General features: G+C 47.3%; 23 protein-coding genes and 3 tRNA genes. 11 read left to right on the top strand and 15 right to left on the bottom strand.

Translation table 11 applies throughout. From position 1 onward, the window contains the following. Positions 1 to 156: 156 nt before the first annotated feature. Positions 157 to 489: a SorU family sulfite dehydrogenase c-type cytochrome subunit gene (sorU, locus tag AC2UZI_RS04495; protein ID WP_486942620.1), complete on the bottom strand. Its 333-nt coding sequence runs from the start codon at positions 487 to 489 to the stop codon at positions 157 to 159. Positions 490 to 553: 64 nt separating this feature from the next. Beyond that, positions 554 to 1771 carry a SorT family sulfite dehydrogenase catalytic subunit gene (gene sorT, locus AC2UZI_RS04490; RefSeq protein ID WP_486942619.1) on the bottom strand — a complete coding sequence of 406 codons (1218 nt, stop codon included), beginning with the start codon at positions 1769 to 1771 and terminating at the stop codon, positions 554 to 556. Between the two features lie 208 nt (positions 1772 to 1979). Here sorT and miaB point away from each other — a divergent pair, with 208 nt between their 5' ends. The 5 genes from miaB to lnt are packed head-to-tail and all read left to right on the top strand — an operon-like array spanning position 1980 to position 7458. Beyond that, the gene (gene miaB / locus AC2UZI_RS04485) at positions 1980 to 3380 is read left to right on the top strand and encodes a tRNA (N6-isopentenyl adenosine(37)-C2)-methylthiotransferase MiaB (protein WP_486942618.1); all 1401 of its coding nucleotides are present in this window, start codon (positions 1980 to 1982) and stop codon (positions 3378 to 3380) included. Next, complete coding sequence (locus AC2UZI_RS04480) at positions 3377 to 4429, top strand: PhoH family protein (RefSeq protein WP_486942617.1); 1053 nt, start codon at positions 3377 to 3379, stop codon at positions 4427 to 4429. Before miaB ends, AC2UZI_RS04480 begins: the two co-directional genes overlap by 4 nt. After that, a complete protein-coding gene (gene ybeY / locus AC2UZI_RS04475) occupies positions 4419 to 4910 on the top strand; it encodes an rRNA maturation RNase YbeY (protein WP_486942616.1) in 492 nt (163 codons plus the stop codon). The genes AC2UZI_RS04480 and ybeY overlap by 11 nt, the downstream gene beginning before the upstream one ends. A gap of 59 nt (positions 4911 to 4969) precedes the next feature. Continuing rightward, the gene (locus tag AC2UZI_RS04470; RefSeq protein ID WP_486942615.1) at positions 4970 to 5830 is read left to right on the top strand and encodes a CorC family transporter; all 861 of its coding nucleotides are present in this window, start codon (positions 4970 to 4972) and stop codon (positions 5828 to 5830) included. Next, the gene (gene lnt / locus AC2UZI_RS04465) at positions 5827 to 7458 is read left to right on the top strand and encodes an apolipoprotein N-acyltransferase (RefSeq protein ID WP_486942614.1); all 1632 of its coding nucleotides are present in this window, start codon (positions 5827 to 5829) and stop codon (positions 7456 to 7458) included. The genes AC2UZI_RS04470 and lnt overlap by 4 nt, the downstream gene beginning before the upstream one ends. Before the next feature lie 4 nt (positions 7459 to 7462). On the opposite strand, the gene AC2UZI_RS04460 is transcribed toward lnt, so the two are convergent. After that, positions 7463 to 9493, bottom strand: a complete 2031-nt coding sequence (locus AC2UZI_RS04460) for an EAL domain-containing protein (RefSeq protein ID WP_486942613.1) — start codon at positions 9491 to 9493, stop codon at positions 7463 to 7465. 555 nt (positions 9494 to 10048) lie between these two features. Between AC2UZI_RS04460 and AC2UZI_RS04455 the strand changes: the two genes are divergently transcribed. From AC2UZI_RS04455 to AC2UZI_RS04445, 3 genes are all read left to right on the top strand, one after another. Beyond that, positions 10049 to 10124 (top strand) — tRNA-Ala (locus AC2UZI_RS04455). Positions 10125 to 10199: 75 nt separating this feature from the next. Next, positions 10200 to 10275, top strand: a tRNA-Glu gene (locus tag AC2UZI_RS04450). Between the two features lie 35 nt (positions 10276 to 10310). Beyond that, a tRNA-Asp gene (locus AC2UZI_RS04445) sits at positions 10311 to 10387 on the top strand. Positions 10388 to 10465: 78 nt separating this feature from the next. Here the strand turns inward: AC2UZI_RS04445 and AC2UZI_RS04440 are convergent. Both AC2UZI_RS04440 and AC2UZI_RS04435 read right to left on the bottom strand, forming a co-directional pair. Next, positions 10466 to 11023 (bottom strand): recombinase family protein, encoded by a 558-nt coding sequence (locus AC2UZI_RS04440; protein ID WP_486942612.1) that lies wholly within the window; start codon positions 11021 to 11023, stop codon positions 10466 to 10468. Between the two features lie 166 nt (positions 11024 to 11189). Next, positions 11190 to 11435 carry a helix-turn-helix domain-containing protein gene (locus AC2UZI_RS04435; RefSeq protein ID WP_486942611.1) on the bottom strand — a complete coding sequence of 82 codons (246 nt, stop codon included), beginning with the start codon at positions 11433 to 11435 and terminating at the stop codon, positions 11190 to 11192. 311 nt (positions 11436 to 11746) lie between these two features. Between AC2UZI_RS04435 and AC2UZI_RS04430 the strand changes: the two genes are divergently transcribed. Beyond that, positions 11747 to 12142, top strand: a complete 396-nt coding sequence (locus AC2UZI_RS04430; protein ID WP_486942610.1) for a hypothetical protein — start codon at positions 11747 to 11749, stop codon at positions 12140 to 12142. A 442-nt stretch (positions 12143 to 12584) separates the two neighbouring features. Then, the gene (locus AC2UZI_RS04425; protein WP_486942609.1) at positions 12585 to 13067 is read left to right on the top strand and encodes an OB-fold protein; all 483 of its coding nucleotides are present in this window, start codon (positions 12585 to 12587) and stop codon (positions 13065 to 13067) included. A 41-nt stretch (positions 13068 to 13108) separates the two neighbouring features. On the opposite strand, the gene AC2UZI_RS04420 is transcribed toward AC2UZI_RS04425, so the two are convergent. From AC2UZI_RS04420 to AC2UZI_RS04375, 10 genes are all read right to left on the bottom strand, one after another. Next, complete coding sequence (locus tag AC2UZI_RS04420) at positions 13109 to 13627, bottom strand: hypothetical protein (protein WP_486942608.1); 519 nt, start codon at positions 13625 to 13627, stop codon at positions 13109 to 13111. Positions 13628 to 13894: 267 nt separating this feature from the next. Then, positions 13895 to 15490 (bottom strand): tyrosine-type recombinase/integrase, encoded by a 1596-nt coding sequence (locus AC2UZI_RS04415; RefSeq protein WP_486942607.1) that lies wholly within the window; start codon positions 15488 to 15490, stop codon positions 13895 to 13897. A 264-nt stretch (positions 15491 to 15754) separates the two neighbouring features. Next, the gene (locus AC2UZI_RS04410) at positions 15755 to 17032 is read right to left on the bottom strand and encodes an acyl-CoA thioester hydrolase/BAAT C-terminal domain-containing protein (RefSeq protein ID WP_486942606.1); all 1278 of its coding nucleotides are present in this window, start codon (positions 17030 to 17032) and stop codon (positions 15755 to 15757) included. Positions 17033 to 17272: 240 nt separating this feature from the next. Continuing rightward, positions 17273 to 18835 carry an ABC transporter substrate-binding protein gene (locus tag AC2UZI_RS04405; protein ID WP_486942605.1) on the bottom strand — a complete coding sequence of 521 codons (1563 nt, stop codon included), beginning with the start codon at positions 18833 to 18835 and terminating at the stop codon, positions 17273 to 17275. 34 nt (positions 18836 to 18869) lie between these two features. Further along, on the bottom strand, positions 18870 to 19892 hold the full coding sequence (locus AC2UZI_RS04400) for an ABC transporter ATP-binding protein (RefSeq protein WP_486942604.1): 1023 nt from the start codon (positions 19890 to 19892) through the stop codon (positions 18870 to 18872). After that, complete coding sequence (locus AC2UZI_RS04395) at positions 19885 to 20871, bottom strand: ABC transporter ATP-binding protein (RefSeq protein ID WP_486942603.1); 987 nt, start codon at positions 20869 to 20871, stop codon at positions 19885 to 19887. The genes AC2UZI_RS04400 and AC2UZI_RS04395 overlap by 8 nt, the downstream gene beginning before the upstream one ends. Continuing rightward, on the bottom strand, positions 20871 to 21782 hold the full coding sequence (locus AC2UZI_RS04390) for an ABC transporter permease (protein ID WP_486942602.1): 912 nt from the start codon (positions 21780 to 21782) through the stop codon (positions 20871 to 20873). Before AC2UZI_RS04390 ends, AC2UZI_RS04395 begins: the two co-directional genes overlap by 1 nt. After that, positions 21779 to 22753, bottom strand: a complete 975-nt coding sequence (locus tag AC2UZI_RS04385; protein WP_486942601.1) for an ABC transporter permease — start codon at positions 22751 to 22753, stop codon at positions 21779 to 21781. Before AC2UZI_RS04385 ends, AC2UZI_RS04390 begins: the two co-directional genes overlap by 4 nt. After that, positions 22750 to 24207, bottom strand: coding sequence for a SidA/IucD/PvdA family monooxygenase (locus AC2UZI_RS04380; RefSeq protein WP_486942600.1), 1458 nt, complete (start codon positions 24205 to 24207; stop codon positions 22750 to 22752). The genes AC2UZI_RS04385 and AC2UZI_RS04380 overlap by 4 nt, the downstream gene beginning before the upstream one ends. Further along, positions 24207 to 25169: a LysR family transcriptional regulator gene (locus AC2UZI_RS04375; RefSeq protein WP_486942599.1), complete on the bottom strand. Its 963-nt coding sequence runs from the start codon at positions 25167 to 25169 to the stop codon at positions 24207 to 24209. The genes AC2UZI_RS04380 and AC2UZI_RS04375 overlap by 1 nt, the downstream gene beginning before the upstream one ends. A 312-nt stretch (positions 25170 to 25481) precedes the next feature. Between AC2UZI_RS04375 and bioB the strand changes: the two genes are divergently transcribed. Beyond that, entirely contained in the window at positions 25482 to 26504 is a 1023-nt protein-coding gene (bioB, locus tag AC2UZI_RS04370; RefSeq protein ID WP_486942598.1) for a biotin synthase BioB, read from the top strand. Position 26505: the final 1 nt, after the last annotated feature.

Raw genomic sequence — 26505 nt, 5'->3', positions numbered from 1 at the left:
AATAAACGCGTTTTAAGCCATCCCAAGGCGTCATAACCACGGGATAGATCAAAACATAAAAAACGGACTACCTTCTATCGAAACAGAAGATAGTCCGTTTTATTATTCTACGTAGACGCCATTAATCCAGCATTTAGCGCCTTAACGTAAAAACGCCTAGTTCAATGCGCTGTGTACGTATTCCACAATGGCGTCTCGTTCTTGTTCAGACAAGGTGGCCTCAAAGGACGGCATCGCTCCCATCCCTTCAATCATTACCTTCTTCATTTGTTCACGCGTTGGTTGGATATCGTCCAGATTGGGGCCAATGCTACCCGCTGCACCCGCATCTTTTAACGCATGACAAAGCGCACAAGCCATGGGCTTAGCATCGCTAGTGAAAAGCGCTTTACCTTGTTCTAATACCTCATCATCGGCCGCGTAAACAGTGGGCGTCAAAGCCAGCGTTAACGTTGCAGCCGTTATTCCTAGCCACTTTTTCACAAACATCTTTACTCCTCAATAATAAACAGGCTGAACCGATGCCAGCCTGTTTATTGTGCAGCGAATGGTATTAAGCAACGGTCACTTTCAACATGTGATCACGCCAGCTATTATTCAAATAGCCACGGTTATTGGAATCGCGTTCCTCGGGCTGGGTATCGCCTTTTTCATTGGTGGCGCGACTGGCTAATTCATACTCACCAGCTTCCAAATCGACTGACAAGACAAACTGACGCCATGCATAAGGGCCTAAATCTGGGCCAATAAACGACGCCTCTTCCCAGTTCTTACCACCATCAATTGACACCTCGACCTCGTCTGCGGCCGACATACCACCAAAAGCCACACCCGTAATTTGAACGCGACCCGCTTTCAATTGATCATGCTCATCACCTGGGTAGTTAATCCAAGACTTGACGGGCATTTCCCATACGGATGGCCTGTTTGGAGAGCCGGATTCACCCACTGGCGACAAGCGATAACTGTTCTGTTGAATATTGGCAGGAGACTGATCTTTAGTAAAAGCCACCTGACGAATATATTTAACGTTATTCACACCGGTGTAGCCCGGAATAATAGTGCGTAGAGGACCACCGTGCGCCAATGGTAGGGGCACACCGTTAACCTCCCAAGCTAAAATGGCATCTTCAATCGCCTCGATAGGTACCGAACGTTCAACTTTGACGGTATTCGCATCAATGCCCTCAGGTATCTCTTCGCCACCGCTACTTGTCATGTAATCCACATCGTCAGCTAAACCACCCGCCGCTTCGATAAGATCTTTGACGGGTACGCCTGTGAACACCACACAACCAGCAGCACCTACGGTCCATTGTGTACCGCTGGGTTTTTCAGGAAAGTAGCCACGCCCATTACCCGAACACTGCAACACCACCGGCACGGCCTGCACACCAATGGCTTTCAGTTCAGCCAGCGTAAAGGTACGTGGATTTTTTACGCCTTCCAGCTTAAGTTCCCATGCATCGGGGTCTTCAGTAATGGAAGCATTAGGCGGGTTTAAGTTGTTACGGATAAAAAGACGATCTAAAGGTGTAATAACCCCCGTCCCAAAAGCCGAGCGTTTGGTTTCAACCGTATTCGCGCTGTGCACAATAAGACTATCAGCGTGTTTCCAACTTAAATAATCTGGAAGCGTAGCCGCATTACTCGACTTATCTGTTGAAGCAAGTGCAGCACTTAACGGGCTTAACGCACCAATACCAACCACACCGGCTACACCACCTGTGCTTTGCAGCCAGGTTCTACGCGATAAATTTACCTGTTCCATTTACGATCTCCTTTTTTCTATTTACTATTTATTACCCAATGTCAACGATACCGAAGCTAACCCCTTATAACCAGAAGACATAACCCTAATATATAGCGCTTATGTCTCTCACTGTACAACATATAAAGAGTAAGCCCAGCCAGACGCGTTATAATTAACGACTTTTAACTTTTTTGCCCGCGGGGTCTACACCCGTAACGGCGGTACTATGCAAGAGAACACTATATCCCCTAGCGATAACGATGAAACTCGTCCGGTTCGTAAACTGTTTATTCGCACCTTTGGTTGCCAAATGAATGAATACGATTCCGAAAAAATGGCTGATGTGCTTAACGACAGTGGCCCTATCGAGGTAACCACCACACCAGACGATGCCGATATCATCTTATTTAATACCTGTTCGGTGCGAGAAAAAGCACAAGAAAAGGTGTTCTCAGATTTAGGCCGCGTCCGCCATCTAAAACAAAAAAATCCCAATCTCGTCATTGGTGTGGGCGGTTGTGTTGCCAGCCAAGAAGGCAAAGCTATTGTGGCTCGTGCCCCTTTTGTGGATGTGGTGTTTGGCCCTCAAACCCTACACCGCTTACCCGAGCTGATTGCCAAACGCAATAACAGTGGGAAATCTCAAGTAGATATTAGTTTTCCAGAAATCGAAAAATTCGATAACTTGCCACCTGCCCGTGTTGATGGCCCCACGGCCTTTGTCTCCATCATGGAAGGCTGTAGTAAATACTGTAGTTTCTGTGTGGTGCCCTATACCCGCGGTGTAGAAATCTCTCGTCCCTTTGAAGATGTGCTAATTGAAGTGGCTGATTTAGCAGATCAAGGGGTAAAAGAGGTAACCCTGCTAGGGCAAAACGTTAATGCCTACCGTGGTCCCATGAACGACAGCGCCGAGATCGCCGATTTCGCCATGTTGCTCGAATACGTGCACGACATTCCGGGCATCGAGCGTATTCGTTACACCACCTCGCACCCTAAAGAAATGACCTCTCGCCTTATCGAGGCGCATGGCAAGCTACCAAAACTCGTTCCCTTCCTACACTTACCCGTGCAAGCAGGTAGCGATGCAACGTTGAACGCCATGAAACGCGGCTATACCTCGCTAGAGTTCAAGTCAATTGTTAGACGCCTACGAGCTGCCCGTCCAGGAATGACACTTTCATCGGACTTTATTGTGGGCTTTCCGGGCGAAACCGAGGCCGACTTCGAAAAAACCCTACAGCTTATTCGTGACGTGGGCTTCGATACCTCCTTCTCTTTTGTCTATTCGCGTCGCCCAGGCACCCCCGCAGCGGACCTACACGACAACACGACGAAAGAAGAAAAATTCGAACGCTTGCATCGCCTACAGGCATTGATCAACGAACAAGCTAACGCGATCAGTGAATCCATGATTGGCACCGAGCAAATGGTGTTGGTTGAACGTTTATCACGTCGGGACGACAACGAGTTAATGGGGCGTACGGAAAGCAATCGTATCGTCAACTTCCCTGCCAACCCTCGCCTTATTGGGCAGATGGTGAAGGTTCGTATCACCGAAGCGCTCACCAATACCTTACGCGGTGAAATCGTAACGTCTGAATCCACGATCACCACAGCCTCATGATCAAGACCCAGTCGAGCCAAGTCCGTACCGTACACTTAGACGGCGACAATACGAATCTCGCCAATTTTTGTGGGCCACTCGATGAAAACCTACGTCAAATCGCTAGCGCCTTTGACGTAGATCTAAAACGCAGAGGCAATCACATTACCATCGAAGGACACGAGGCAGACGTAGCTGCCGATGCCGTACAGTGGTTCTATGATCGAGCTGTACACGTGGCGTTAAGCATTGATGATGTGCAACTCGGCTTAGTCGAACTCAAAGCGCGACACGAAGCTTTACAACGTAAACACACTAAAAAGTCGTCCACCCCATCACGACGCCCAGCTCAGTCTGCATCGGACGAGGCCAGTGCATCCACGCAGGCACCCATTCTTACCGAAAGCGAGCTAACGCTACGCACTCGACGCCGCGATTTACGGCCGCGAACAGAACGTCAACGTGCCTACATGAGCCACATACTGCAGCACGACATCAGTTTTGGCGTGGGCCCTGCCGGTACGGGTAAAACCTTTTTAGCGGTGGCGTGTGCCATCGACGCACTGGAACGCGAAAGTGTGCAGCGTATTGTATTAACGCGGCCCGCCGTAGAGGCCGGCGAGCGCTTAGGCTTCTTACCCGGTGACTTAGCCCAAAAAATCGATCCCTATCTACGCCCTTTATACGATGCCCTCTATGACTTAATGGGCTACGAAAAGGTGCAACGGTTGTTCGAAAAACAAATCATTGAAATTGCACCCCTCGCTTATATGCGCGGACGCACCTTGAACCACAGCTTTGTCATTCTCGACGAGGCACAAAACACAACGGTGGAACAAATGAAAATGTTCTTAACCCGTATTGGTTTTGGAAGCAAAGCGGTTATTACGGGTGATCCTACGCAGGTTGATTTACCACGTGGTCAACGTAGCGGCCTAGAACACTCCATACATGTTTTAGCTGACGTGTCAGGCATTGCCATTAGCCGCCTAAACAGCAAAGATGTGGTACGACACCCCTTAGTAGGCCGTATTATTGACGCCTACGAGAAACACGATCATGAATCCTAAGCTCAACCTAAGTATTCAATACGCCGCCGCTGGTGCCACGCCAGTACCTGAAGCGCAGGTACAACAATGGGTTCAACATGCGGTCGATAGCGTTAATCAAGTTTACGTCGAAGCCGATCAAGCCGTGCCTTACCAGCAACTTGAAATTACCGTTCGTTTCGCCGAAGCATCCGAGGTGCAGGCGCTTAACAAGCAGTACCGGCAAAAAGATGCCCCTACCAATGTACTTAGCTTTGAGTATGGAATTGATGACAACGCCACACTTACTGGCGACGTCATCATTTGTTGTGCCGTACTCGAGCGCGAAGCACAAGAACAGCAAAAGCCGTTTCTGCATCACGCTGCCCACCTCACAGTACACGGGGTATTGCATGCCCTAGGCTACGACCACATTGATCCCGACGATGCTGAAGACATGGAAGCCCTGGAAGCTGAAATTCTTCAACTAATGAATATCCCTAACCCTTACATCACGAAATAGAGCATATGGCGGCCGACTTTTCGGTTATGCTAAATGTTTTCACTCTTCGTCCATTGGACATGTCAGAATCTAACTCACTAGACCCCGAGCCTCGAAAGAGACGTTACTCACGCCTTAGCAAACTCTTTAAGCGCCAACCCGAGCCTGAAGATCGCGAAGATATCAAAGTCATTTTAGAAGGGGCCCACGAACGTGGTGTCATTGATAGCGAAGCCTATACAATGATCGCCGGCGCTCTTGATGTCGCCAGCAAAACGGTAGCGGATATCATGGTGCCTCGCTCAAGAATTGATATTCTGGACATCACCAAACCCCTAACCGAACTACTCCCTTCTATTGTAGAAACTGGACGCTCTCGCTTTCCAGTCTACGAAGAAGACCGCGACAATATCGTTGGAATTTTGTTAGCCAAAGACTTACTACTGTCTATCGCCAACCCCGCCATCGATTTACGCCCTCTTGTACGCCCAGCCGTCTTCATCCCCGAAACCAAACGTTTAAACGTATTGCTACACGAGTTTCGCAGTAGCCGAAATCACATTGCCATCGTTATCGACGAACACGGCAGCACCGCCGGCTTAATCACCATGGAAGATGTGCTTGAGCAAATCGTGGGCGATATCGAAGACGAATACGATGACGATAGCGAACAAACCATTTTCCAAGCAGGCAACAACGGCTGGCGTGTGATGGCTATCACCGAAATTGCTGATTTCAATACCGCATTCGGCACCGAGCTTAGCGATAACGAGTACGACACCATTGGTGGATGGGTAGCTTACGAACTGGGTCATATCCCTCGTCGTGGCGACACACTCACGCGTCAGGGCATGGTAGTTACTGTCGTAAAAGCCGATGCTAAACGTGCATTATGGCTGCATGTACAACGCGCCCAAGCTTCTGATTACGCGCAACAATGACCTCTACCCCTTCGGTGAACGCCACACTGCCCCGCAACAAACTTAACTTTTTACTTATTTTTGTTGGCGCGGCACATGCCTTAAGTTTCGCTCCGGGCCCCGTACCCGGTTTTGCGTTGCCATTTCTGCAGCTTGCCACCTTAGCTATCTTTTTAAGTAGCGGCCTTAATGCTTCCTCTCAGAAGCAAGCGGCTGTTAGTGCGCTTTGCTTCGGCTTTGGCCATTTCGCCACCGGTGTGTACTGGCTCTACATTAGTATGCACTGGTACGGCAATATGCCGGCCCCGCTAGCGGCCATTGTTGTTGCTCTGATGGCTGTAGCACTGTCCGTTTTCATTATCGCCGCTCTGCTGCTCATACGGTATTTAATACCTAAAGCACGAGAGCTAGAATGGAAAGCACAAGTGCTAGGTGCAGCGACCATCGCTTCAGTATGGACGCTTAGCGAATGGTTGCGGGGCACTTTATTCACAGGCTTCCCTTGGCTGAATATCGCTTACGCCCACGTCGACGGCATGTTTGCTGGATGGGCTCCCATCGGGGGTGCTTATGCCCTCGCGTGGTGCGCGGCGTTTAGCGCGGCGGCAATCAGCCTATTTGCGATTAATGCCGAACAACGAGAAAACGGACGCAGCGCGATGGCCATGGCGGTTGCCATCTTACTGGGCACAGCCGGCATTGCTTTTAGCCACATCAAATGGGTAGATGCGCATGGCGAAGCCATGATCATTCGCTTAGTGCAAGGCAATGTCAGCCAAACCCAAAAGTTCGACCCGGTTCACTTACAAGCTGGCATCCGTAACTACCAAGAGTTAAGCGCCCTCCCCGCCAAAGAAGAAGGGGCAGCACCACGCATTATTGTTCTACCCGAAACCGTTATCCCCCTCTTTCAAGACCGTCTGGCTCCTGATGCATGGCAACAGTGGATAGACATTGCCAAATCTCAACAGGCACAGATACTGCTTGGCGCGCCCTTAATAAGCGCTGATGACGATGCACGTTACACCAACAGTGTGATTGCCATTGATGCCGATTCGACTCCTGACGATATCGTTAGTCTCCAGTTGTCTCACCGTTACGACAAATCGCATTTAGTGCCATTCGGCGAATTTATTCCTTATGGATTTAGGTGGTTCGTCAACCTGATGGAGATTCCTCTGGGCGACTTCCATCGTGGTGAGCCGCGTCAACAAAACTTCAACTTACACGGTCAATACATTGCACCTAATATTTGCTATGAAGACGTGTTTGGTGAAGAGATCATACGCGCAGTAAAGCCCGACGAAGCCGCAGGCCCCGGCGCCACCATGCTCGTCAATGTTAGTAACTTAGCCTGGTTTGGCGACTCGTGGGCGTTACGCCAGCATTTACAGATTTCACGTCTACGGGCTATTGAAACAGCAAGGCCTATGCTGCGTGCCACGAATACCGGCATGACAGCCGCCATTACCCACCGTGGCGACATTCAAGCTTTACTACCGGCCCAACAGCGCGGCGTACTGGATGTCGAAGTGCAAGGCACCACAGGGCTAACTGCGTACGTACGCTGGGGCAATGCCCCGATTCTTGTGTTGTCTTTACTCTTTTGCCTCTGGGCAGCGCTTCGCTTTAGACGCCGAAGCGCCTAAACCGTTAATTAACGTTTTCTTTACTCATAAAGCCATTATTAACCCAGCTCTGGTGCCACACAGCAAACTCATCTGCCGGCACGGGCTGGGTAAATAAATACCCCTGCACATAGTCGCATTTAAAGCCTTGTACGATATCCAATTGCACGTGGGTTCCGACACCCTCGGCGACGACTCGTAAGCCTAACTTATGCGCCATCACAATAATGGCTTCACACAGGGCAAGATTATCGCTTTCTGGCACCACTCCACGCATGAAGGCCTGATCAATTTTAATGTAATCAATAGGGTGCCGCTGTAAGCTCATCAATGAAGAAAAGCCCGTGCCAAAATCGTCTAATGCGATTTCAAGCCCTGCTTCTTTTAAAGTATCTAAACTTCTACGTATACCCGGGTTCGCCTCAATCAACACCCGTTCGGTAATTTCAATAACCAAGGTAGAAGTATCAAGATCGGCCTGTGCAATTTGTTCTAACCACTCTTCAGCATTGATGCCCGCCGCAAGAAACTGCACCGGGGAAACGTTGATGCTCATCTTGCAAGGCCGCCCCTCGGCTTTCCACCTAGCGGCTTGCTCTAATGCGGCGCTAAACACCCAGTTACCAATCTCGACGATCATGCCCGTTTCTTCGGCAAAGGGTAGAAACTCTGAAGGGGGCACCACACCCATTGCAGGATGGTTCCATCTTAATAAGGCTTCAACCTGCATGACCTCACCGGTTTTGGCATCGATAACTGGCTGAAAATAAAGTGAGAACTGTTTTTCTGTGATTGCGGTTTGCAACTCGCGAGAGAACTGCAGCCGCGCATGTACCGCCTCTCGCATCGCCGGTAAAAAGAAGCAAAACTGATTACGGCCACACGCTTTCGCGGCATACATGGCCATATCGGCATTCTTCATCAGCTCGCCAGCATCAAGGCCGTCTTCTGGATACAGTGTGACCCCTACACTGGCAGAAACCATCGCGACCTCATCACCCAGAATATAGGGCTTAGCGATTTTACGTAGTACTTGCCTGCAAATGCGTTCGAGCACCTTCGTGTCTGAAACTTGAGAAATGATGATGGTGAACTCATCTCCTCCCACCCGCGCTACCGTGTCGGACTCTCGTACGCAGGTTAATAAACGTTGTCCGACCTCTTTTAAAAGTCTGTCGCCCGCACTGTGCCCCAAGGTGTCATTGACCTCTTTAAATAAATCGAGATCGATAAAAAGCAAGGCGAAAGGCGCACCCGTGGTGCCAGAGTCATCAATGGCCTCCTGCAAACGCTGCTGAAACACTTGCCGGTTAAGTAAGCCCGTCAGGTGATCGTAATGGGCTTGATGCAACATAATGGCTTCACGCTTTTTATGTTGGGTAATATCGGAAAACAAACCAATGTGACGATAAACCGTGCCGTCAGCATTCCAAATCGTAGTGATATGCAAACGTTCGGCGTATTCTTCGCCATTTTTCCGCAGGTTCCAGATATCGCCCTGCCAACGTCCAGTTTCATGCAGTTCTGCCCACATCCGCTGATAAAACTCTGGGCTTTGTCGCTTAGACGAGAGCAAGCTCATTCTCTGGCCTTTTACCTCGTCAACGCTGTATCCCGTAATACTACTAAAGGCCGGGTTTGCATCGACCACGATCCCGTCCTTATCGGTCACGACGATGGCTTCAGACGTATTTTCGTACACGAGATGGGCCAACTGGGCCGCGGCATCATCTGCTTTTCCTGAGCCCACAGGATCGATGACAACAAAACTTTTTAACTGCCCCTTTACCTCTAGGCTGACACAATGGAAATCAACCGCTATGGTTTGCCCTGACTTCGTGGTTAATTCGGCAACACGAGGCACGCCATGGCAATTAGGCTTAGTCTCTTTTACTAAAGCGCTAGACCCTAACAGATCTTGAAGGGTCAACGTATTTTGCAGCTCGTCAAGACGATAGCCAGTTAATTGCAAAAAACGCTGATTTGCATAACAAAACTTGTCATCTTGGATGACACTCATCCCGATTGAAATATTATCTACTAAGCGTCTGAACATAGAAACGATGTAACTCAGTCTAGCTGGTTGGTTATTCAAAAACCGATAGTGATGCACCCGCAGCATCGGGGTATTGTTTTAACGTTAACGAACTAACCCTACGCTATGGCACTATTAATTCGCCTTGATGACCCACAGCGCATGCAAGAAATTGCGTCTTACGGTTGAAGTTCAAACGTTTAAATGCTTTAAACCTGAAGACACAAACAGAACCAATATGTAACAAAGCAAATCATATCACTGAAAGCCGCAGTTTCCTCTTAAACCGTCCGCTTGTATAACAATACGATACCGTAAACAACGGTTAGATATATTAAACAGGAATAACCAAATTTAACGACAACTCTAAAGTATGGAAAATGTCTCGCCCTCTTGAACCTATCCCTGGACGATGCCATGTGCCTTCCTATCAACTCCGTGAAGGGTTTAATTTTCCAGCCTCTTCGTAAAAAACGCTTTATTTCACTATTTATGCAAAAAGACTTGCACTATTCCAAAATACAGTGCATAATCTCTTTTCTTTGTTGATGAGCAGCTTCAAGCAACTCATTGAACGGGGGTATAGCTCAGCTGGGAGAGCGCTTGCATGGCATGCAAGAGGTCAGCGGTTCGATCCCGCTTACCTCCACCAAACAAAGATTGCTAAAAATTAGTTGACAACAAATTTTTAAGTTGTTATAATTATTAGCTTAACGGTTTAAGTCCTGTCCCCATCGTCTAGAGGCCTAGGACACTGCCCTTTCACGGCGGCAACCGGGGTTCGAATCCCCGTGGGGACGCCAAGGTTTTCCTTGGCAAGATTTAAGCAGCTACTGCTGGAGTGGTAGTTCAGTTGGTTAGAATACCGGCCTGTCACGCCGGGGGTCGCGGGTTCGAGTCCCGTCCACTCCGCCAAAATACCGAAACCCTTGTAATTCAATGAGTTACAGGGGTTTTTCTTTTGGGTTTCTACCCAGCATTTCTACCCAAACTTTAGGCACTATTTAGTTTAACCGCTTGCTTAGCTCTTTGCACGGTAGAAGGTGCAATATTGAAGAGTTTGGCAGTAGCTCTAATTGATGTACCCCTGCTTAGTTCCTCCACTATAGCAACGTCATTTACACGCTTCCTAGAGCCTTTATAGCGCCCCTGAGCCTTCGCTAAGGCTATCCCCTCCCTTTGCCTCTCTAAAGCCATTGAACGCTCGAATTCGTATACAGCGCCTAGCATAGAGAGCATTAGGTCTTGCATTGGATTAGCCTCGCCAGTGAAATGCAAATTCTCTTTATGAAACTTAATCGATACCCCCTTATCGGTTAACCCTGTAACCAAACTCAGTAGATCACTCAAATTACGTGCTAGACGACTTATGTCGTGTATATGTATGCAGTCTCCCTGCCTTACATACTCCAGCATCATTTTAAGCTGGGGGCGATTCGTATCCTTACCTGAACACTTATCCTCAAAAATCTTATCTAACGTTAAGTCAGCAAGCTGACGCTCAGTATTTTGATCGACTGTAGAAACACGTATATATCCAACATTAGCCATAACCTGTACCGATTGAAGTCTTAGATGTTTAAATAATATCAGAATTTCTAAATGAATACACTTGTATCGGTACACTTAAGGTACAAATATGTACCGCCCCCACTGTACCCACTAAGGTATACCTCAATAAATACAGCAACGACTCAGCCATTAACAGCAAGAGAATTTAATTTAGCAGCTGCTCTTCTACAATTTTTAATAATTCAGAAGCAGACAAGCCCAGTGGCTTTGCAACCACAAGCAGAGTAGCCAGAGACGGCAAGCGTAGGCCCCGCTCAAGCATAGAAATAAATGTCCTATCTAGACCTGACTCAAAGGCGAGCGCTTCCTGCGATAACCCACGCTTCACCCTAAGTGAACGTAATACGTTACCAAACACGCTTTCTAGATGTCCCTTTGGTGCAGTTCCCATGCGTGGGACAATGCATTACAATGCAGACTATGGTCTACGGACAACTGTCTACAATCTATGTATCATTTCTTTTCTTATATAACTTTAGATTTCAAGCGAATCAGAACATGAAGCTAATTGTTTACTTAATACTGGGTTTTTTGTGCTTAGCTTTTCTACCTATTGCGGCTCCCATCTTACTGATAGTCGCAGTTTTTCATATGCTTGAAGGACAAAGAAGCAAGAAGCAGAAAAGACTGATGGTTGAAGCAATACAAGAAGCTGAGCGTCGTAAACACAAATAAACAGCCCATTACCAAGAACTACAAATCATGAAACTTAAATACTTATTACTGTCCAGCCTGACACTCTCCTGCACCTTATTTAATAGTGCTTCTGCTCAAAACCATAGCTTCAATCAGGAAGATATTTGCAAAGCTACCATTGCTTTACTAATGGTACAGAAGCCTTCCATCATGACAGCCCATCAAGAAAGCAACACAATTGTTGTTAGTTACATCCGTCCAAGTGATCGACAAAAATTTATCAACAGATGCCGTATCGACGAGTCTAATAACAAAGTGGCGTGGGCTGGAAAATTCGATCATGGCTGGGGCAGATGGAGAGACGGACGACTAGACCCAACAATTACGTATCGTATCAGCAACGACGCTATAACTATTGATGAAGATGGTTATTCCAAAACATTTAAACATGGCGATTTCTAGAATGTATAAACATATAGCATTAGCCTTCCTATTAACGGGGCTTTCCTTTTCTTCATACTCTCAAAACGCAACAACAATTAGAACTACACACGATGCAATCGTATGCACAAAATTCAGCGATGCCAGAAAACTTGAAAATTCCATTAGATACCAAGATGTTGCTTCTTTAATGAGTCTTCTAAGAAGCGGTAAATGCTGGGAAATTGGCGAACGGTCGTTAATGGCCTTTGACTTTAAACGAAGCGACCCAGTTCAGCACGTAATGATCTCGCCAAATTCAGGAGCAGCGCTACTAACGATTTTCGTTAAGTAAAAAATTTGCAATTGTATGCAAACCAAACTAGAACTTCATTAAGGCATCTCTTAACCACTTTTTATATTTGGTTGATATCGTGCTTATTTTAGAAAAGCACTACCTTTTATATTAAGGGCACATAAGGTAATGGAAAGATTTAAATGGCTGTGGTTCGTCTTAGGTGGCTGGCTTCTATTAAGTTTCTTCTTTGGGCTCCTAGGCTATGACACAAAGATAACTTATACGGAAGAAGAGATAGAAGAGCAGCTCTTACAAGAACGGATAGCTGAGCAGAGGGCTCTAGCTAACATGCCTAGAGTAACTGCCGAGGAGCTTGCTACAGCTTACGATGAGAATGCGATTGCTGCAGATGCCAAGTTTAAAAATGTACAATTTAGAGTTTCAGGTATTGTCGAAGATATTCGCAATGATGCTTTAGACAGGCCGTATCTAATACTAGATGGTGGAGTAAACCGCTTCCTTAATCCTCAGTTTAATTTTGATAGAGAAAAAACAGAAGATTTATTAGTAGTTAAAAAAGGTAGCAAAATAACTTTAGTATGCACTGGTAATGGTGACATAGCCACAAGGCCCATATCAAAAAACTGTAGAGTTCTTCAGTATTTCTAAATAACGAACAGGAATCTACTCTAAATATTTATAATGGATCATTAATCTAGAATCTCTTCCTGCAGGCTCTTAAGAGCCTTTTCATTAGGCTTATGAGCAGAATTTAGGAAGGAGTATCTTTTGAACTTCTTTTCACCGAAATGAATAGTAAGATCAAAAACTCCTTCTTGTCTTATTTTTTCTGCTGCACCTAATATACGTTTTGACCCAAGCCTTCTACTTATTAACTTTCTTCTAACATTTGGCCTTTCACCAACCACTCTATACTGATACTCTTCTTGCTTCTCTAGAACAGATACACCCACCAAACGATCATACGAATAGAAGCAAATATAAGGCTCTATTTCTCCCGTTTCTTTATTAATAGATTGACTAACAAAACACATAATAAAGGTTTCAGGATTATCTTTCTGAATCATTCTTTTTATAATATTTATTTGTTTTATATTATCTTCTTCATTTAGGTTAGCGAGGAACACAGTGGCTTGATAATTAAAGCAATATTTCCTTAAATATCCCGCTATTCTTCTAGAAGCCCTTTCTTTTGGTGTCTCACTCATACTATTACCATCTCTGTTATTTTATCTGTTATATATTCCTGTTATTCTAACTTTAAATCAACTCTTTTACATCCTTGAGTACTCTACGCTTAACCCCCTATCAATACTCTCTACTACTGGCACTCAACCCCCTACGGAAATAGACCAAAAAACATTTAAAATCAACAATCTACATATAAAACAACACGTATTAGATCATGAACCAAATAATAATAAGACGGCGTTTTCTTATAATAAGACGGTAAGCATGCTAGCTAAATGAAGGGCTTAGCCCTTACCGTCTCTAACTTTGAGTAAAGCTAATAATCTGGAAATATCCAAAGGAAAGCTAATCTTAGATATAGCTTCTATTTTATTTTCCATATTAAGGCCATCTAAATATGTTCCTCTAGTAACATCAGAAAATTTATGACCTACCATAATCTGAGCTAGTTCATGCTGAACCTTGTTATTATACAATTCATTTACGAAGTTTGATCTAAATGAATGAAACGCTCTACTTTTATCAAACCCAAGCTTAGTTTTCAACCTTCCAAATCTTTTAGATAAATAATCCAGCCTCTTCCCTGCTGAGTTTGTTTTTATAATGAATATACTTTCATCACTATAATCAGACAGAAGGAGGTAGTCATGCAGGTCTTTTAAACATGGATGTATTGGAACCTCTCTTAATCCTGCAACTGTCTTAGAGTCTTCTATACGAAAACCTATTATCTTACCGTTTTCTTCTATTTTGTTTCTTTTGTTTATTTTCCCAATCTCTTCAAGCCTAGCCCCAGTATATAATCCATATGCAATTAGACAGGCCAAATCCAGATCAGGCTTAACACCATTCAAACATGCTTCAAATAGCAGCTTAATCTCTTCCTTTTCAAAGCCTTTATAGCTTTCCTTTACCCCTTCACCATATCGATCAAGCTCATGATCAACTGTTGGGTCTTCTTGTCCTTTATGTATTTTATAGAAAGAAGGCTGTTCCTTCATAGCCCATTTCCAGTAGCCTCTTATAGTAGTTAGGTATCTTTGCTTAGTTTTATTTTTATTGCTTACTTGATTTATAAAGTCCGAAACTGAAAATCTATCAAGTTTTCTATTACCATCGTTTAAGAACTTTTGAAATCTCTTTAACTGCCCATAATAGTCATTTAAAGTCTTACTAGTTTTATAACTATTTTTCTTAGCTTTTTTCCAATCATTTATAGATGAGTCTGATAACCCATGCTGATACCCAACCTGCTTAGTTATGTCAAATTTATCGTATAAATCATTAGCAATAGAGTAACTTTTTTTATATCCCTTATGGTCACTAATACATGCCAATTGCATTGTACGATCGTATTTTATCTCCAAATCAACAAGATCAAATGCTTTACCCCGTGTGAACTCTTTTCCTATATTCTTTTTTATATATAAAATAATAGCTACTATAGATTTTATAACGTCTTCTCTATAATCACCAAAAACAATTTCATAGTGATTATCATAAACACCCATCCAGCTCAAAAGCAGCTCATCAGCTTTATGAGGGTCAGAAAATATTTTCACTAACTCATTAACTCTTTCATCATTCTGGAGTATTATTTTTTCATTATTATTAGCCAATCCTATATTGAAGCTATCCACAGCTTCCCTCAAATCTTGAACTGCATTTTCCTGTTCATTTCTAGCGTTATATGCTTTCCTCTTCCATTCCGCTACCAGCGTAGCAGCCATGATGGAAGCCTGATTTTTATCTGCACTTAGACTTCTTTTGATAACGCTTTTGTTGCCAAACGCCCAGCTGACATCTTCCGGAACATCCCACCTAACGTGCCATATGGAACTACGCAGCTCTAAGAAATTTCTTTTTTGATTTTTTCTCACGTTTCTACCCAAGAATTCTACCCAGATACAATTACTAATCCTTATTATGCCTATGTATGCTGGATTTTTGGTAATTGGCTGCGAGTCCCGTCCACTCCGCCAAGATTTAAAAAAGCCTGATAATTGAAAAATTATCAGGCTTTTTGCTTTTCTATTGCCTGTTAACGACTAGCAGTCTACACAAGCGCTTCCTATTACGATAAACGCGACAGCTACAAAAAAATTGCTGTCGCGTTAACAACGTTCAATCAACCTCTCGTCACATCAAACAGCCTTCTCAAGAAAAGCAAGTACGCGTTGCCAAGACCATAGATCTGCCTTGGCATTCGCTGCGGGCTCGCCACCACCTGTACTTATCTTTTTAGATACAGGGTGGCTGTAAATGCTTTGTGTTGTGGGCACATAAGGAAACAAAATGGCGTGCCCTGCATCCTTTACATCCAGCCAATCCACATCGTGCTTGAAATGTCGTGCCTGTAATCGATCTACAATCATCTGACAATAAAGGCTAGATGGCCACGACCCATCGTCAGTGGCCGACAATAGCATGACAGGCCCGTTAATTTTTTCAACACGAATACGCGCGGGCTCAATGGCTTCTTTGTCTTCTAAGGCCGTTAGCATGGCTAATTCGTGTCGATACGGGGGCTCGCCTTCATCAAAAGGCGCCCACGAAGCATAGCGGTTGTTCTCCCAAATATGTGGAAGTGGCTTTCCGTTATAAAGCCAAGTGGGCCCTTCTCTGCCCACGGCTGGGTCGGCGGCGTTTTGAGCACTGTGAACGAATGCACTTGGCACGTAGGCAATCACCGCTGATACTTCTTGCGGAAACAAACTGCCAAGCAATAGGGCGAGCTCTCCGCCTCGCGATTGACCACTGACCGCGACAAAATCATTTTTAACCGGCACATGCTCGCGTAGCCATTGCATTCCTTGCAAAAAATACTCAAGCTCGGTGTTAGAGATATAATCTGAACGGCCGGGCGTTTTAAAATAACCCAGTGCCAACGCCGCGTATCCCCGAGATGCGTACAAGGCGGCCCGCTCTTCATTCATTCCGCCTCCCGAACCATTTAACACCATAATCGCAGGGTGCGGTCCCTCAGTAGCAGGCAAATACAGCACGCCGACCAAGCCGTTCTCGTCCACTTCTACGCGCTTCACCCCATCAGCAGCTAAACGCTGGGTTAGGGTTGTGGTTGAGCCTTGCCCCAAAGAGCTGACCGATACGCTGGTTACGATGGCATCAAAAACAGAAAGATTGAATAAGTGACGGGCTCCATCCACCTGCGGAACCTGTGACCAAATCAACCCCATCGCATCGGCGCACTCATAGGTGCTGCCCTCCAGAGGAACCTGCTGGCCTACATGCACCTCACCCTTATCGTCAGCAATATAAATCGCGTAACTTGCCCAACGCACACCATAACGTACCGTTGTTGCACTAATTTCAACTTGGGCTCCAGGTTGGGCGCCAAACACGGTGAATTCTCGCTCTACATCAATTAAAGCATCGGCCGGCTCTATTTTAAGCGTTAACATTTCAGTTCCTCTGTTTCGTAGTCGACGTTGACACTAAGGCTAATAAGATGACTACATCACAATACAATAATGCCAATAAGTTAAATCCTCGAACACTCGTGTGATCGCCTGATTATTAAGAACAGGTGGATTTAACCCTACAGCACATCCCACTAAACACCCTACACAAATCATAAAAATGGCGAGTCTTTACATGAAAGCACTCGCCATCTTAAGAGGATGTTGTTCAGCGCTTAACGCTTACTCAGGCTTCACCATTTGAGCAATCGTGCGATCGCTTGTCCACGGGGCCACTTTTAGACCTTTCTTGGCCGCCCAAATGTTTTGATAGTGAAAAAGCGGGAACACACCGGCATCTTCCATCACAATCGCCGCCGAATCGCTAAGTATCTGTTTACGCTTGTCATTATCGAACTCGGTGGTGGCTTGCTCTAGGGCTTGATCCACTTCCGCATTGCTATAGCGGCCCCAGTTTGATGCCCCTAAGCCTTCCGAAGGGTTAGTCGTGGCAAGCACGTTCACCAATGCATAACGGGCCTCACCGGTGCCATTACCCCAAGCCAACATCGTAACGGCGTACTCATTCTTGCGGGCTTGGCTTGCATAGACCGCCCATGGCACAACCTCTACCGTTGTTTGCACACCGGCTCGCGTCCAAAACTGAGCCACCGCTTGGGCCACTTCAGGCCCTTGAGGGTAGCGGTCGTTTGGTGCATGAATGGTTAACTTAAACCCTTCGGGATAGCCGGCTTCAGCTAATAACGCCTTAGCGCGGTTTACATCGTAAGGGATATCAGATAGTTGGTCGTTATACCCAAAAGTATCCTTAGGCATCCATTGATTTGCCACGGTCGCCGCGCCTTGTAGCATGCGATCCACGATGGCTTCGCGGTTGATTGCCAGCGTTAAGGCTTCACGTACTCGTTGATCAAGCAAGGGATTCGTGTCTAGCGCATTTCCGTCGTTATCAGTGATGTAAGCATTCGACGCTGGATTAAAACTAGGCTGCAACAACATCACACGCAAGCCATCAAAAGGAAACACGTTAACATCGGGTGCTTGCTTCAAACGTTCAAGATCGGAAACCGAAACCTTATCAATAACGTCAACATCACCCGCTAACAGCGCTGCTGTGCGGGCCGCAGCGTTATTAATGTAGCGGTAATTCACACGCTCCCAAGGCTGGGGCTCGTCCCAGTAGTTTTCATTTCGTTCCATAATGACGCGATCGCCCGGCGTGTAGGAAACGAGCTTATACGGCCCTGTTCCGACCACAGCCACACCCGCGTTGTAATCCTCTGTGGTCGATTTCTCACCGATGTGTTTGCTGACCACGTGCACCGAGGCCAAATCCAAGGGCAAGTCGGGGTTAGGCACGTTCGTGTTCACGATCAACGTGTGCGCATCGGGTGCACTCATGCTTTCGATGGTGCGCAAGTATCCCGCAAACGTTGCCACACTGCCCGGCACGTTCGTGGCGCGCTCGTACGAGAAAATCAAATCCTCAGCCGTAAAAGGCTCGCCATCTTGCCATTTCACGTCGTCGCGCAGCGTAAACTCCCATGTGTGATCATCCAGCGGCTTCCAACTGGTCGCCAAGCTTGGCTCTAATCCATTGTGGCGATTCTCAATGAGTAAACTCCAAAAATGTAAGGAGGTGGAGCGATCGCCGGCATGGTTATTAAGCTGTGGATCTAAGGATGACAGCGGATCAGCAAAACCAATGGTTAAGGTTTGTGCGCTGGCTGCCACGGCCACTGACGCCATCAGCGCAGCGACCGAGGTCAAAACAAACTTTTTCATCATTCTCTCCTGAAGGACACCTTAAGGTATCGATTTAATTATCGGAATCACTTGTGTTTAAGAAACACGCGCTTTGGTGCTGTGGCGCAACTTGGGTGAGTGCGGGAGACTCTTGACTACACTTGGGCATAGCAAAAGGACAGCGCGGGTGAAAATGGCAACCCGATGGCGGATTTAAAGGGCTGGGCATTTCTCCTTTGATCACCGAGTAGCTACGTTTGCGAATGCGTAAACTCGGAATTTCCGCCAACAACGCTTGTGTGTAAGGATGCTGCGGACGCTCAAAAATCTCCTGCACTGGAGCCGACTCGACAACTCGCCCTAAATACATAATAACGACTCGATCAGAGATGTGCTCGACCACACTTAAGTCATGACTAATAAACAAATAACTCAGGTCGAGCTGGGCTCGTAAGTCGGTAAATAAATTCAAAATCTGTGCCTGTATCGACACATCCAAGGCCGCCACCGCTTCGTCACACACAATAAGCCGAGGGTTCACGGCCAACGCACGTGCAATACCAATGCGCTGGCGCTGGCCACCGCTAAATTCGTGTGGATATCGTTTACGCAACGAGGGGTCTAAACCCGCGGTAAGCAACAGCTCACAGACTTTGTCATCCCATTGCTTGGCGGGCACCAACTTATGTATACGCAAAGCATCGCCAACAATGCGATCGACGCGCAACCGCGGATTTAAGCTAGCATGCGGGCTCTGAAAAATCATTTGTACGGCGAGGCGCGTTCGGTATCGGGTTTGGGCATCCATTTGAGCGATAGCATCGCCCTCAAAGAACACCTCTCCCTCATTGGGCTCTAGCAAAAAGGCCGCCATTCTTCCTAAGGTGGACTTACCACAGCCTGATTCGCCCACGAGCCCCACTACCTCGCCGTGGCCCACGGCGACACTTACGTTATCCACAGCCCGCACCACCGGCTTCGTTTTCACCAGCCCAGTACGAACCAAGCGTTGATGAAGCGCACCATCTTGTTCTTGTCCAAAGCGCTTCGATACGTTTTTTAGTTCAAGCAAAGGAGGAGTGCTCGCTTTAGTCATCGCTCACCTCAGCATTTCTTGGAAAATGACACCGCACCTGCACTCCATTACGCCACTTCAACATAGGCGGATCCGTATCACATAAGGCTTGCGCGAAAGGACAACGCAACTTAAAAGCACAGCCTTCAGGTATATTTTTGATACTGGGTGTCATGCCCGGAATTTGATAAAGACGTTCACCACGCTGATTATTCGCTGGCAAACTGGCAATCAGCCCTTCTGTATAAGGATGTGCCGGATGATCTAGCACAGTATCCACTGGACCTTGCTCTACGATTCGACCGGCATACATTACCGCAATCTCATCGGCCAGCCCTGCGACCACTGACAGGTCATGAGTAATCCAAATTAGACTGGTGCCCTGCTCTCGCACCCGCTTTTGTACTTCAGACAGTATTTGCGCTTGAATTGTCACATCCAATGCAGTTGTAGGCTCGTCAGCAATAATCAGGTCGGGTTGATGCAACATCGCGATGGCAATCGCCACCCGCTGACGCATTCCACCCGACATTTGATGCGGATACTGCTTAATGCGTTCGTCCGGGCTGGGGATACCCATCAACGCTAAAGTGCTAATCGCACGCTCTCGAGCCGCCTTCTTACTAATACGTTCGTGGGCGCGGATGGCTTCAATCATTTGTACGTCTATACGTAATACAGGATTTAAGGTCATCATGGGGTCTTGGAAAATCATCGCCAGGCGATTGCCTTGTAGCGCGCGCATTTGCCGAGGTGTAAAAAGACGTAAGTCTTCGCCCATAAAGAAAATCTCGCCGTTTTCCACTCGCCCGGGCGGATCAATGAGCCCCATCACCGAGAAGCCCGTTACCGATTTCCCCGAGCCCGACTCGCCCACCAAACCCAAAATACGGCCACGCTCTAATCGCAGCGAGACGTCGTTTACAGCAGGATAGAACGTGCCATCATCGCTTTTAAAGCTGGTACGCAGGTGCTTTAATTCAAGTACAGGTGTCTGCATTATGTCTGCCCCCGAGGGTTTAATACATCTCGTAAGCGATCACCCACTAAATTCAAAGCAACAATCGTCAATAACAACGCTAGGCCTGGGTAGACGCTAATCCAGTACTCGCCCGACAACATATATTGGTAGCCATTAGCAATCAGTAAACCTAAAGAAGGCTCTGTGATCGGTACACCTAAGCCCAAAAAGCTTAACGTGGCTTCGAGGGTAATGGCCCGTGCCACTTGAAGCGTCGCAATGACAATAAGCGGTGGCATGCAATTGGGCAAAATCTCGCTTAGCATAATGCGCCAATGCGGTATGCCCAAACAACGCGCGGCCTCAACGTATTCTCGCTGCGTTTCAACTAAAGCCTGCCCTCTCACCGTGCGCGCATAGTAAGCCCACTCGAGAATGACCAAAGTAAGAATGACATTGGACACCCCCTTGCCCAAGTAGGCCAAAATCATCATCGCTACGAGGATGGAGGGAAAAGACAGCATGAGGTCAACCACACGCATAATTAAGGCATCGGTACGCCCTCCGGCATACGCGGCGAGTAGCCCCAGACCCGTGCCCAACAATGCCGCGATCACCGCAGAGCCGAGACCCACCATCAGGCTAATACGTAAGCCATAAAAGATACCTGAATAGATATCACGCCCTTGCCCATCAGTACCCAATAAATAATGATAAGTGCCCAGACCATTTTCACTGCCTGGTGGCAAACGGGCATCCATCACGTCCAACTGCATTAAATCGTATGGATTCTGTGGCGTGATCCAAGGGGCAAAAATAGCGACACAAACCAGAATTAAGCTCAGACCCAGACCAAAAATCGCGCTGTAAGACCGTAAAAACTGTTTTGCAGCAACGGCCCACGGCGAACGGCTAGAGGCCAACTCGTAACGAGGTTGCGTTGTCATCATTGGTCTCCTTGCAAGCGGACCCGAGGGTCTAATAGCCTGTACGCAATGTCCACTAACAAATTCAACAACACGAACATACAGACGACCACAATTAAGTAGGCAACAATGACCGGTCGATCAAGGGTATTAATGCTATCTAAAATAAGTTTTCCAGCACCTGGCCATGAAAAAATGCTCTCGGTAACCACCGCAAAGGCAATGGTAGAACCAAGCTCTAAACCCAACACCGTGACCAGCGGAATCAGAATATTCCGCAACACATGCACACCAATGACACGCCATGGCGATAACCCCTTGGCTCGTGCAAACTTAATAAAGTCTTGCGGTAGTATCTCGCGTACTCCAGCGCGAGTCAGCCGAATGACCAACGAAATTTTAAACAAGGCCAAGTTAAGTGCAGGCAGCAGCAAATGACGCCAGCCATCTAAGGTTAACCAAGACCACTCTAAGCCAAACACGGTGACCGTTTCACCTCGCCCACTGGCAGGCAACCACCCCAGACTTACGCTAAAAGCCATGATTAGCATCAGCCCTACCCAGAAAGTGGGCAGAGAAAAACCTAGAATACTTCCCGTCATAATGAGGCGGGAACTAATGTGGTTGGGTTTTAATCCGGCCCACAACCCCAATGGCACACCCAGAACAACCGCAATACCTAAGGCTGCGAAAGCCAGCTCAAGGGTGGCGGGAAGGCGTTGAATAATTAGGGTGACAGCCGGAACGTTATAAACGAAGCTGTTGCCCAAATTGCCATGAATGGCGCCGTTTAAGAACGAGAAATACTGCTTCCACAGCGGCTGATCTAACCCTAACTGCTCGATAATACGAGCCCGTTGAACCTGATCGACATCAGGACCAATTAAGGTATCAATAGGGTTACCAATCGCGTGTAAGCCGATGAACACAATCAGGCTCATCATTAGCACGACGACCAGCGCCTGAGTCAGGCGACGTATTAACCAAACTGTCACGGTGCTTCCTTGTGCGCACCAGCGTCAACCCATTCATCGCCGAATACCTCGGGTTCGTCATACGCAAGCAGCGCTTCAAAATGCGACTCGATGTCGTTAACAAACAGGCGACTTACTATGCTTTGGGCTAATTTACGGGCGCCGTCGCTAATGGCGGGGATGTCACCGGTAATGGTGCCATGGGATAAAACGGCTGGGTAAGCAAAACAATGTATGTTTGAGAGCCCCGGAAGTTGCCCAGGCTTATTTTCAGTGAACTCAAAATGCTCAGACAGATCAGGTAAGCCCTTAAGTTCAGCATCCATTTGATGTGCCGGTGGCTGATAGCGATCCCCCCAGACACGAATATACGGAGCAATGTTGGCAAACTCGGGTCTCGCTTGCCAATCCACGGTAAAGCCTGTGGAAAAAATAACAAAATCAAAACTAAAGTCGCCCTTAGGGGTGGACACCACCAGCTCGTCGCCCTGCAAACGAATATCCGTAAAAGGACAATCTAAATAAAATTTAGCATTGGCATGCTTAGAAACCCGAAGCACACTGTCGCGAGGCGGGGGCACCTGCTGACTATTAATGTATTGGCGTATTTGCCAACGCCAGCTATCGTCCAATGACGAAAAACCATAGACCATACCGGGGCTGCCCGCGCCTTTGCCTTTATTCACTCGCGGGAAATCAGGCCGACGCACCAGCACACTGACTTGCTCAGCACCCGCTTCTAAAGCTGTGGCGGCGGAGTCCATTGCGGATGCCCCACCCCCTATGACCCCCACACGCTTATCTTTTAGCAACGCGTAGTCGTTCGTATCGGAAGAGTGTGCCCAGTGAGTTTTAGGCAGAGAATGCGCAACGGCGGGAACACTGGGCCCACCTAGGCCATCTCTACCTGTTGCCAACACAAGACGCCGAGCATAATGCGTTTCAGTATCGCCATGTGGTGTTCTAATTTGTAGCGCAACCCAATCCGCCTTGGAGGCATCGATGGAAAGCAGTGTGTGCTGATTATTAACCTTAATCGCCAGTACACGCTTATACCAATTTAAATACTCCAACCATTGCAAGCGAGGTATTTTATTTAATTGCTCCCACGATGACTCGCCGAATTGCGCCACATACCAAGCTTGAAACGTTAAAGACGGGATTCCCAATGCAGGGCCCGTTAGTTGTTTAGGAGATCGCAAGGTTTCCATTCGCGCCGTCGTACCCCACGGCCCTTCCAGATCGGCAGGCGAGGCATCAAAAATGCAGGCGCTAACACCCATAAAACCCAACGCGGCATGCAAGGTCAAACCCGCCATGCCGCCACCAATAATGACCACATCATGGTGGTTATCACCTAAGCCATGGGCAGGCATCCACGTTTTTGCGGGTAAATCCAAATAGCGTAACTCTTCGCGCAATCTGGCTTCAAGCTGCACTAAACCCGCTGTTGATTTGCTTGTATCTGTACTCATTACTCTGACACCTTAATCGCGCTGGCCTCGTTCTGCCGCACATGCAAAATTTCTCGATATTGAGAAACCTTGTGTAATTGAAAACCTTTTAGTTGCGATGCCTCTGATTTGAGGGATTCGATAACACAATCGATGGCGGGTGTTAACGGTTTACCTTGCAAGGTAATCACACCAAAATGAAAAGGAATCGCCACGCTCAAGCACCGCACACTGACGCCTTCTAACGGCAATCCGGTACAACTAAGCGGCTCTAAAACCGCCACCCCCAATCCAGCTTTTACTGCACACAGTGCATTCACCGACGAGTTAGTTTCAATAAGATTGGGTTGATTGAGAAAAGAAGGCAACGCTAACTTCAACCGCTGTCGCAAACGGAAAGGATTTGCCATTGTAATAGGGGTATAGCCGATTAAGTCCGATTCACTTAAAACGGTTTTGGCTGCTAAGGGCGAATGACTCGGGACCGCTACCACGCACGGCGCGCTGGCGATCCAATGCAGTTTAATGCCGCTGTGCTCTAACGGTAAGCTACTCACCCCTAAATGGGCGGCCCCACTGAGGACATCGTGGACAACCTGCTCAGGTGCCGCACTGCGTAACACCGTGTGCTCGTTCCAATCGCTAAGCCTAGCTAAACCTTGCGGCACGATCCCACACAGCAAAGCACTGGTTGCGCTGATACGCATAGGCTCTGCCGAACGGCCTGCAATGGCTACGGCTTTCTGTGCGACACGAGTCACCCCGTTTAATGCGCTGATCACATCATCGTAAATCAGCATGCTTTGCTCTGTGGGTAAGACCTTAGGCCCCTGCCTGATAAACAGGGCGTACCCCAGCCTTGTCTCTAACTCTTGGATGAGGCGCGTGATGGTGGGTTGCGATTTGCCTAACGACTGTCCGGCAGCGGTAATGCTGCCCGTTGACATAACTGCTGCAAAGGCTTGAAGTTGACGAATGTCCATGGATGCCTTAACTATTCAATTACTGCATTCTTACGCATGCTGCATACCTATTACAAATACTTATCGCCCATACCCTTATAACCAAAAGAAATTAGTAGGTACATCATAAAGCATAACGGCAACGTAACATTTACTTTCAATCTTAAATGTAACTAAAAATAACAACAAATAAGTAAAGTTAGTCGCCAATTTGCTCAAATTCTCGCATTTTCAACAACAAGCAGAAAAAAGGGCGCTTTTTCAACAATGCGCACAGAAAGTTTTGTTCACGGCTTTTATCTATATTGACGTTTTACCCATACGGATAGCCCCATGACAACCACCACACCCCGTTGGCCTGTAGCCGATGTTATTGCGCTATACCAACAGCCTCTAATGGATTTACTTTGGCAAGCTCAACGCGTCCATCGTGAACATCACGTTGCGAACGAGGTTCAACTTTCCAGCTTACTTTCAATTAAGACGGGGGGATGTCCAGAAGACTGCAGCTATTGTCCACAATCTTCAAAATACGATACGGGCTTAGAGAAAGAGCGTGTGCTTGAACTCGACCGTGTGGTGCAAGCTGCTAAGACGGCGCAAGCTGGCGGAGCCACACGGTTCTGTATGGGTGCCGCTTGGCGTTCACCCACCGAGGCGCAACTGGATGACGTGATTGCGATGGTTGAAGGCGTTAAAGCCTTAGGCATGGAAACCTGTGTGACCTTAGGCATGTTGAAAGAAGGTCAGGCCGAACGCCTAAAAGAAGCCGGACTCGACTATTACAATCACAACCTTGATACCTCTGAAGACTATTACAGCGAAATCATTACGACGCGTACCTATCAAGATCGTCTAGACACCTTAGATCGTGTTCATGCTGCAGGCCTTAACACCTGCAGCGGCGGCATCGTAGGCTTGGGCGAGTCTCGAGAGCAACGCGCAACATTCATTGCCCAACTGGCCAATCGCCACCCTTACCCTAACTCGGTTCCCATCAATCAATTAGTTCGCGTTCCGGGCACCCCTTTAATGAACAATGAGGACATCGACGAATTCGAGTTCGTGCGAACCATCGCTGTTGCGCGCATCACCATGCCTAAGGCTGCCGTCAGACTCTCTGCCGGTCGCTCTAGCATGAGCGACACCATGCAAGCCCTTTGCTTTCTCGCCGGAGCAAATTCGATTTTCTATGGCGATCAGCTCTTGACCACCGGCAACCCGCAGTTCATCGCCGATCAGCAATTGTTTGAGCGCATCGGTTTACAAAGTCATAAAACTCACGAGACGCCGTCTACAATAGACGCCCTCGTGCCCGCTAAGCGCTCGTTAGCCACACTTGAGTCTCTCACGTAAC

The organism is Paenalcaligenes sp. DL 463 (assembly GCF_057475185.1).
This window is presented reverse-complemented; position numbering and strand designations above follow the sequence as displayed.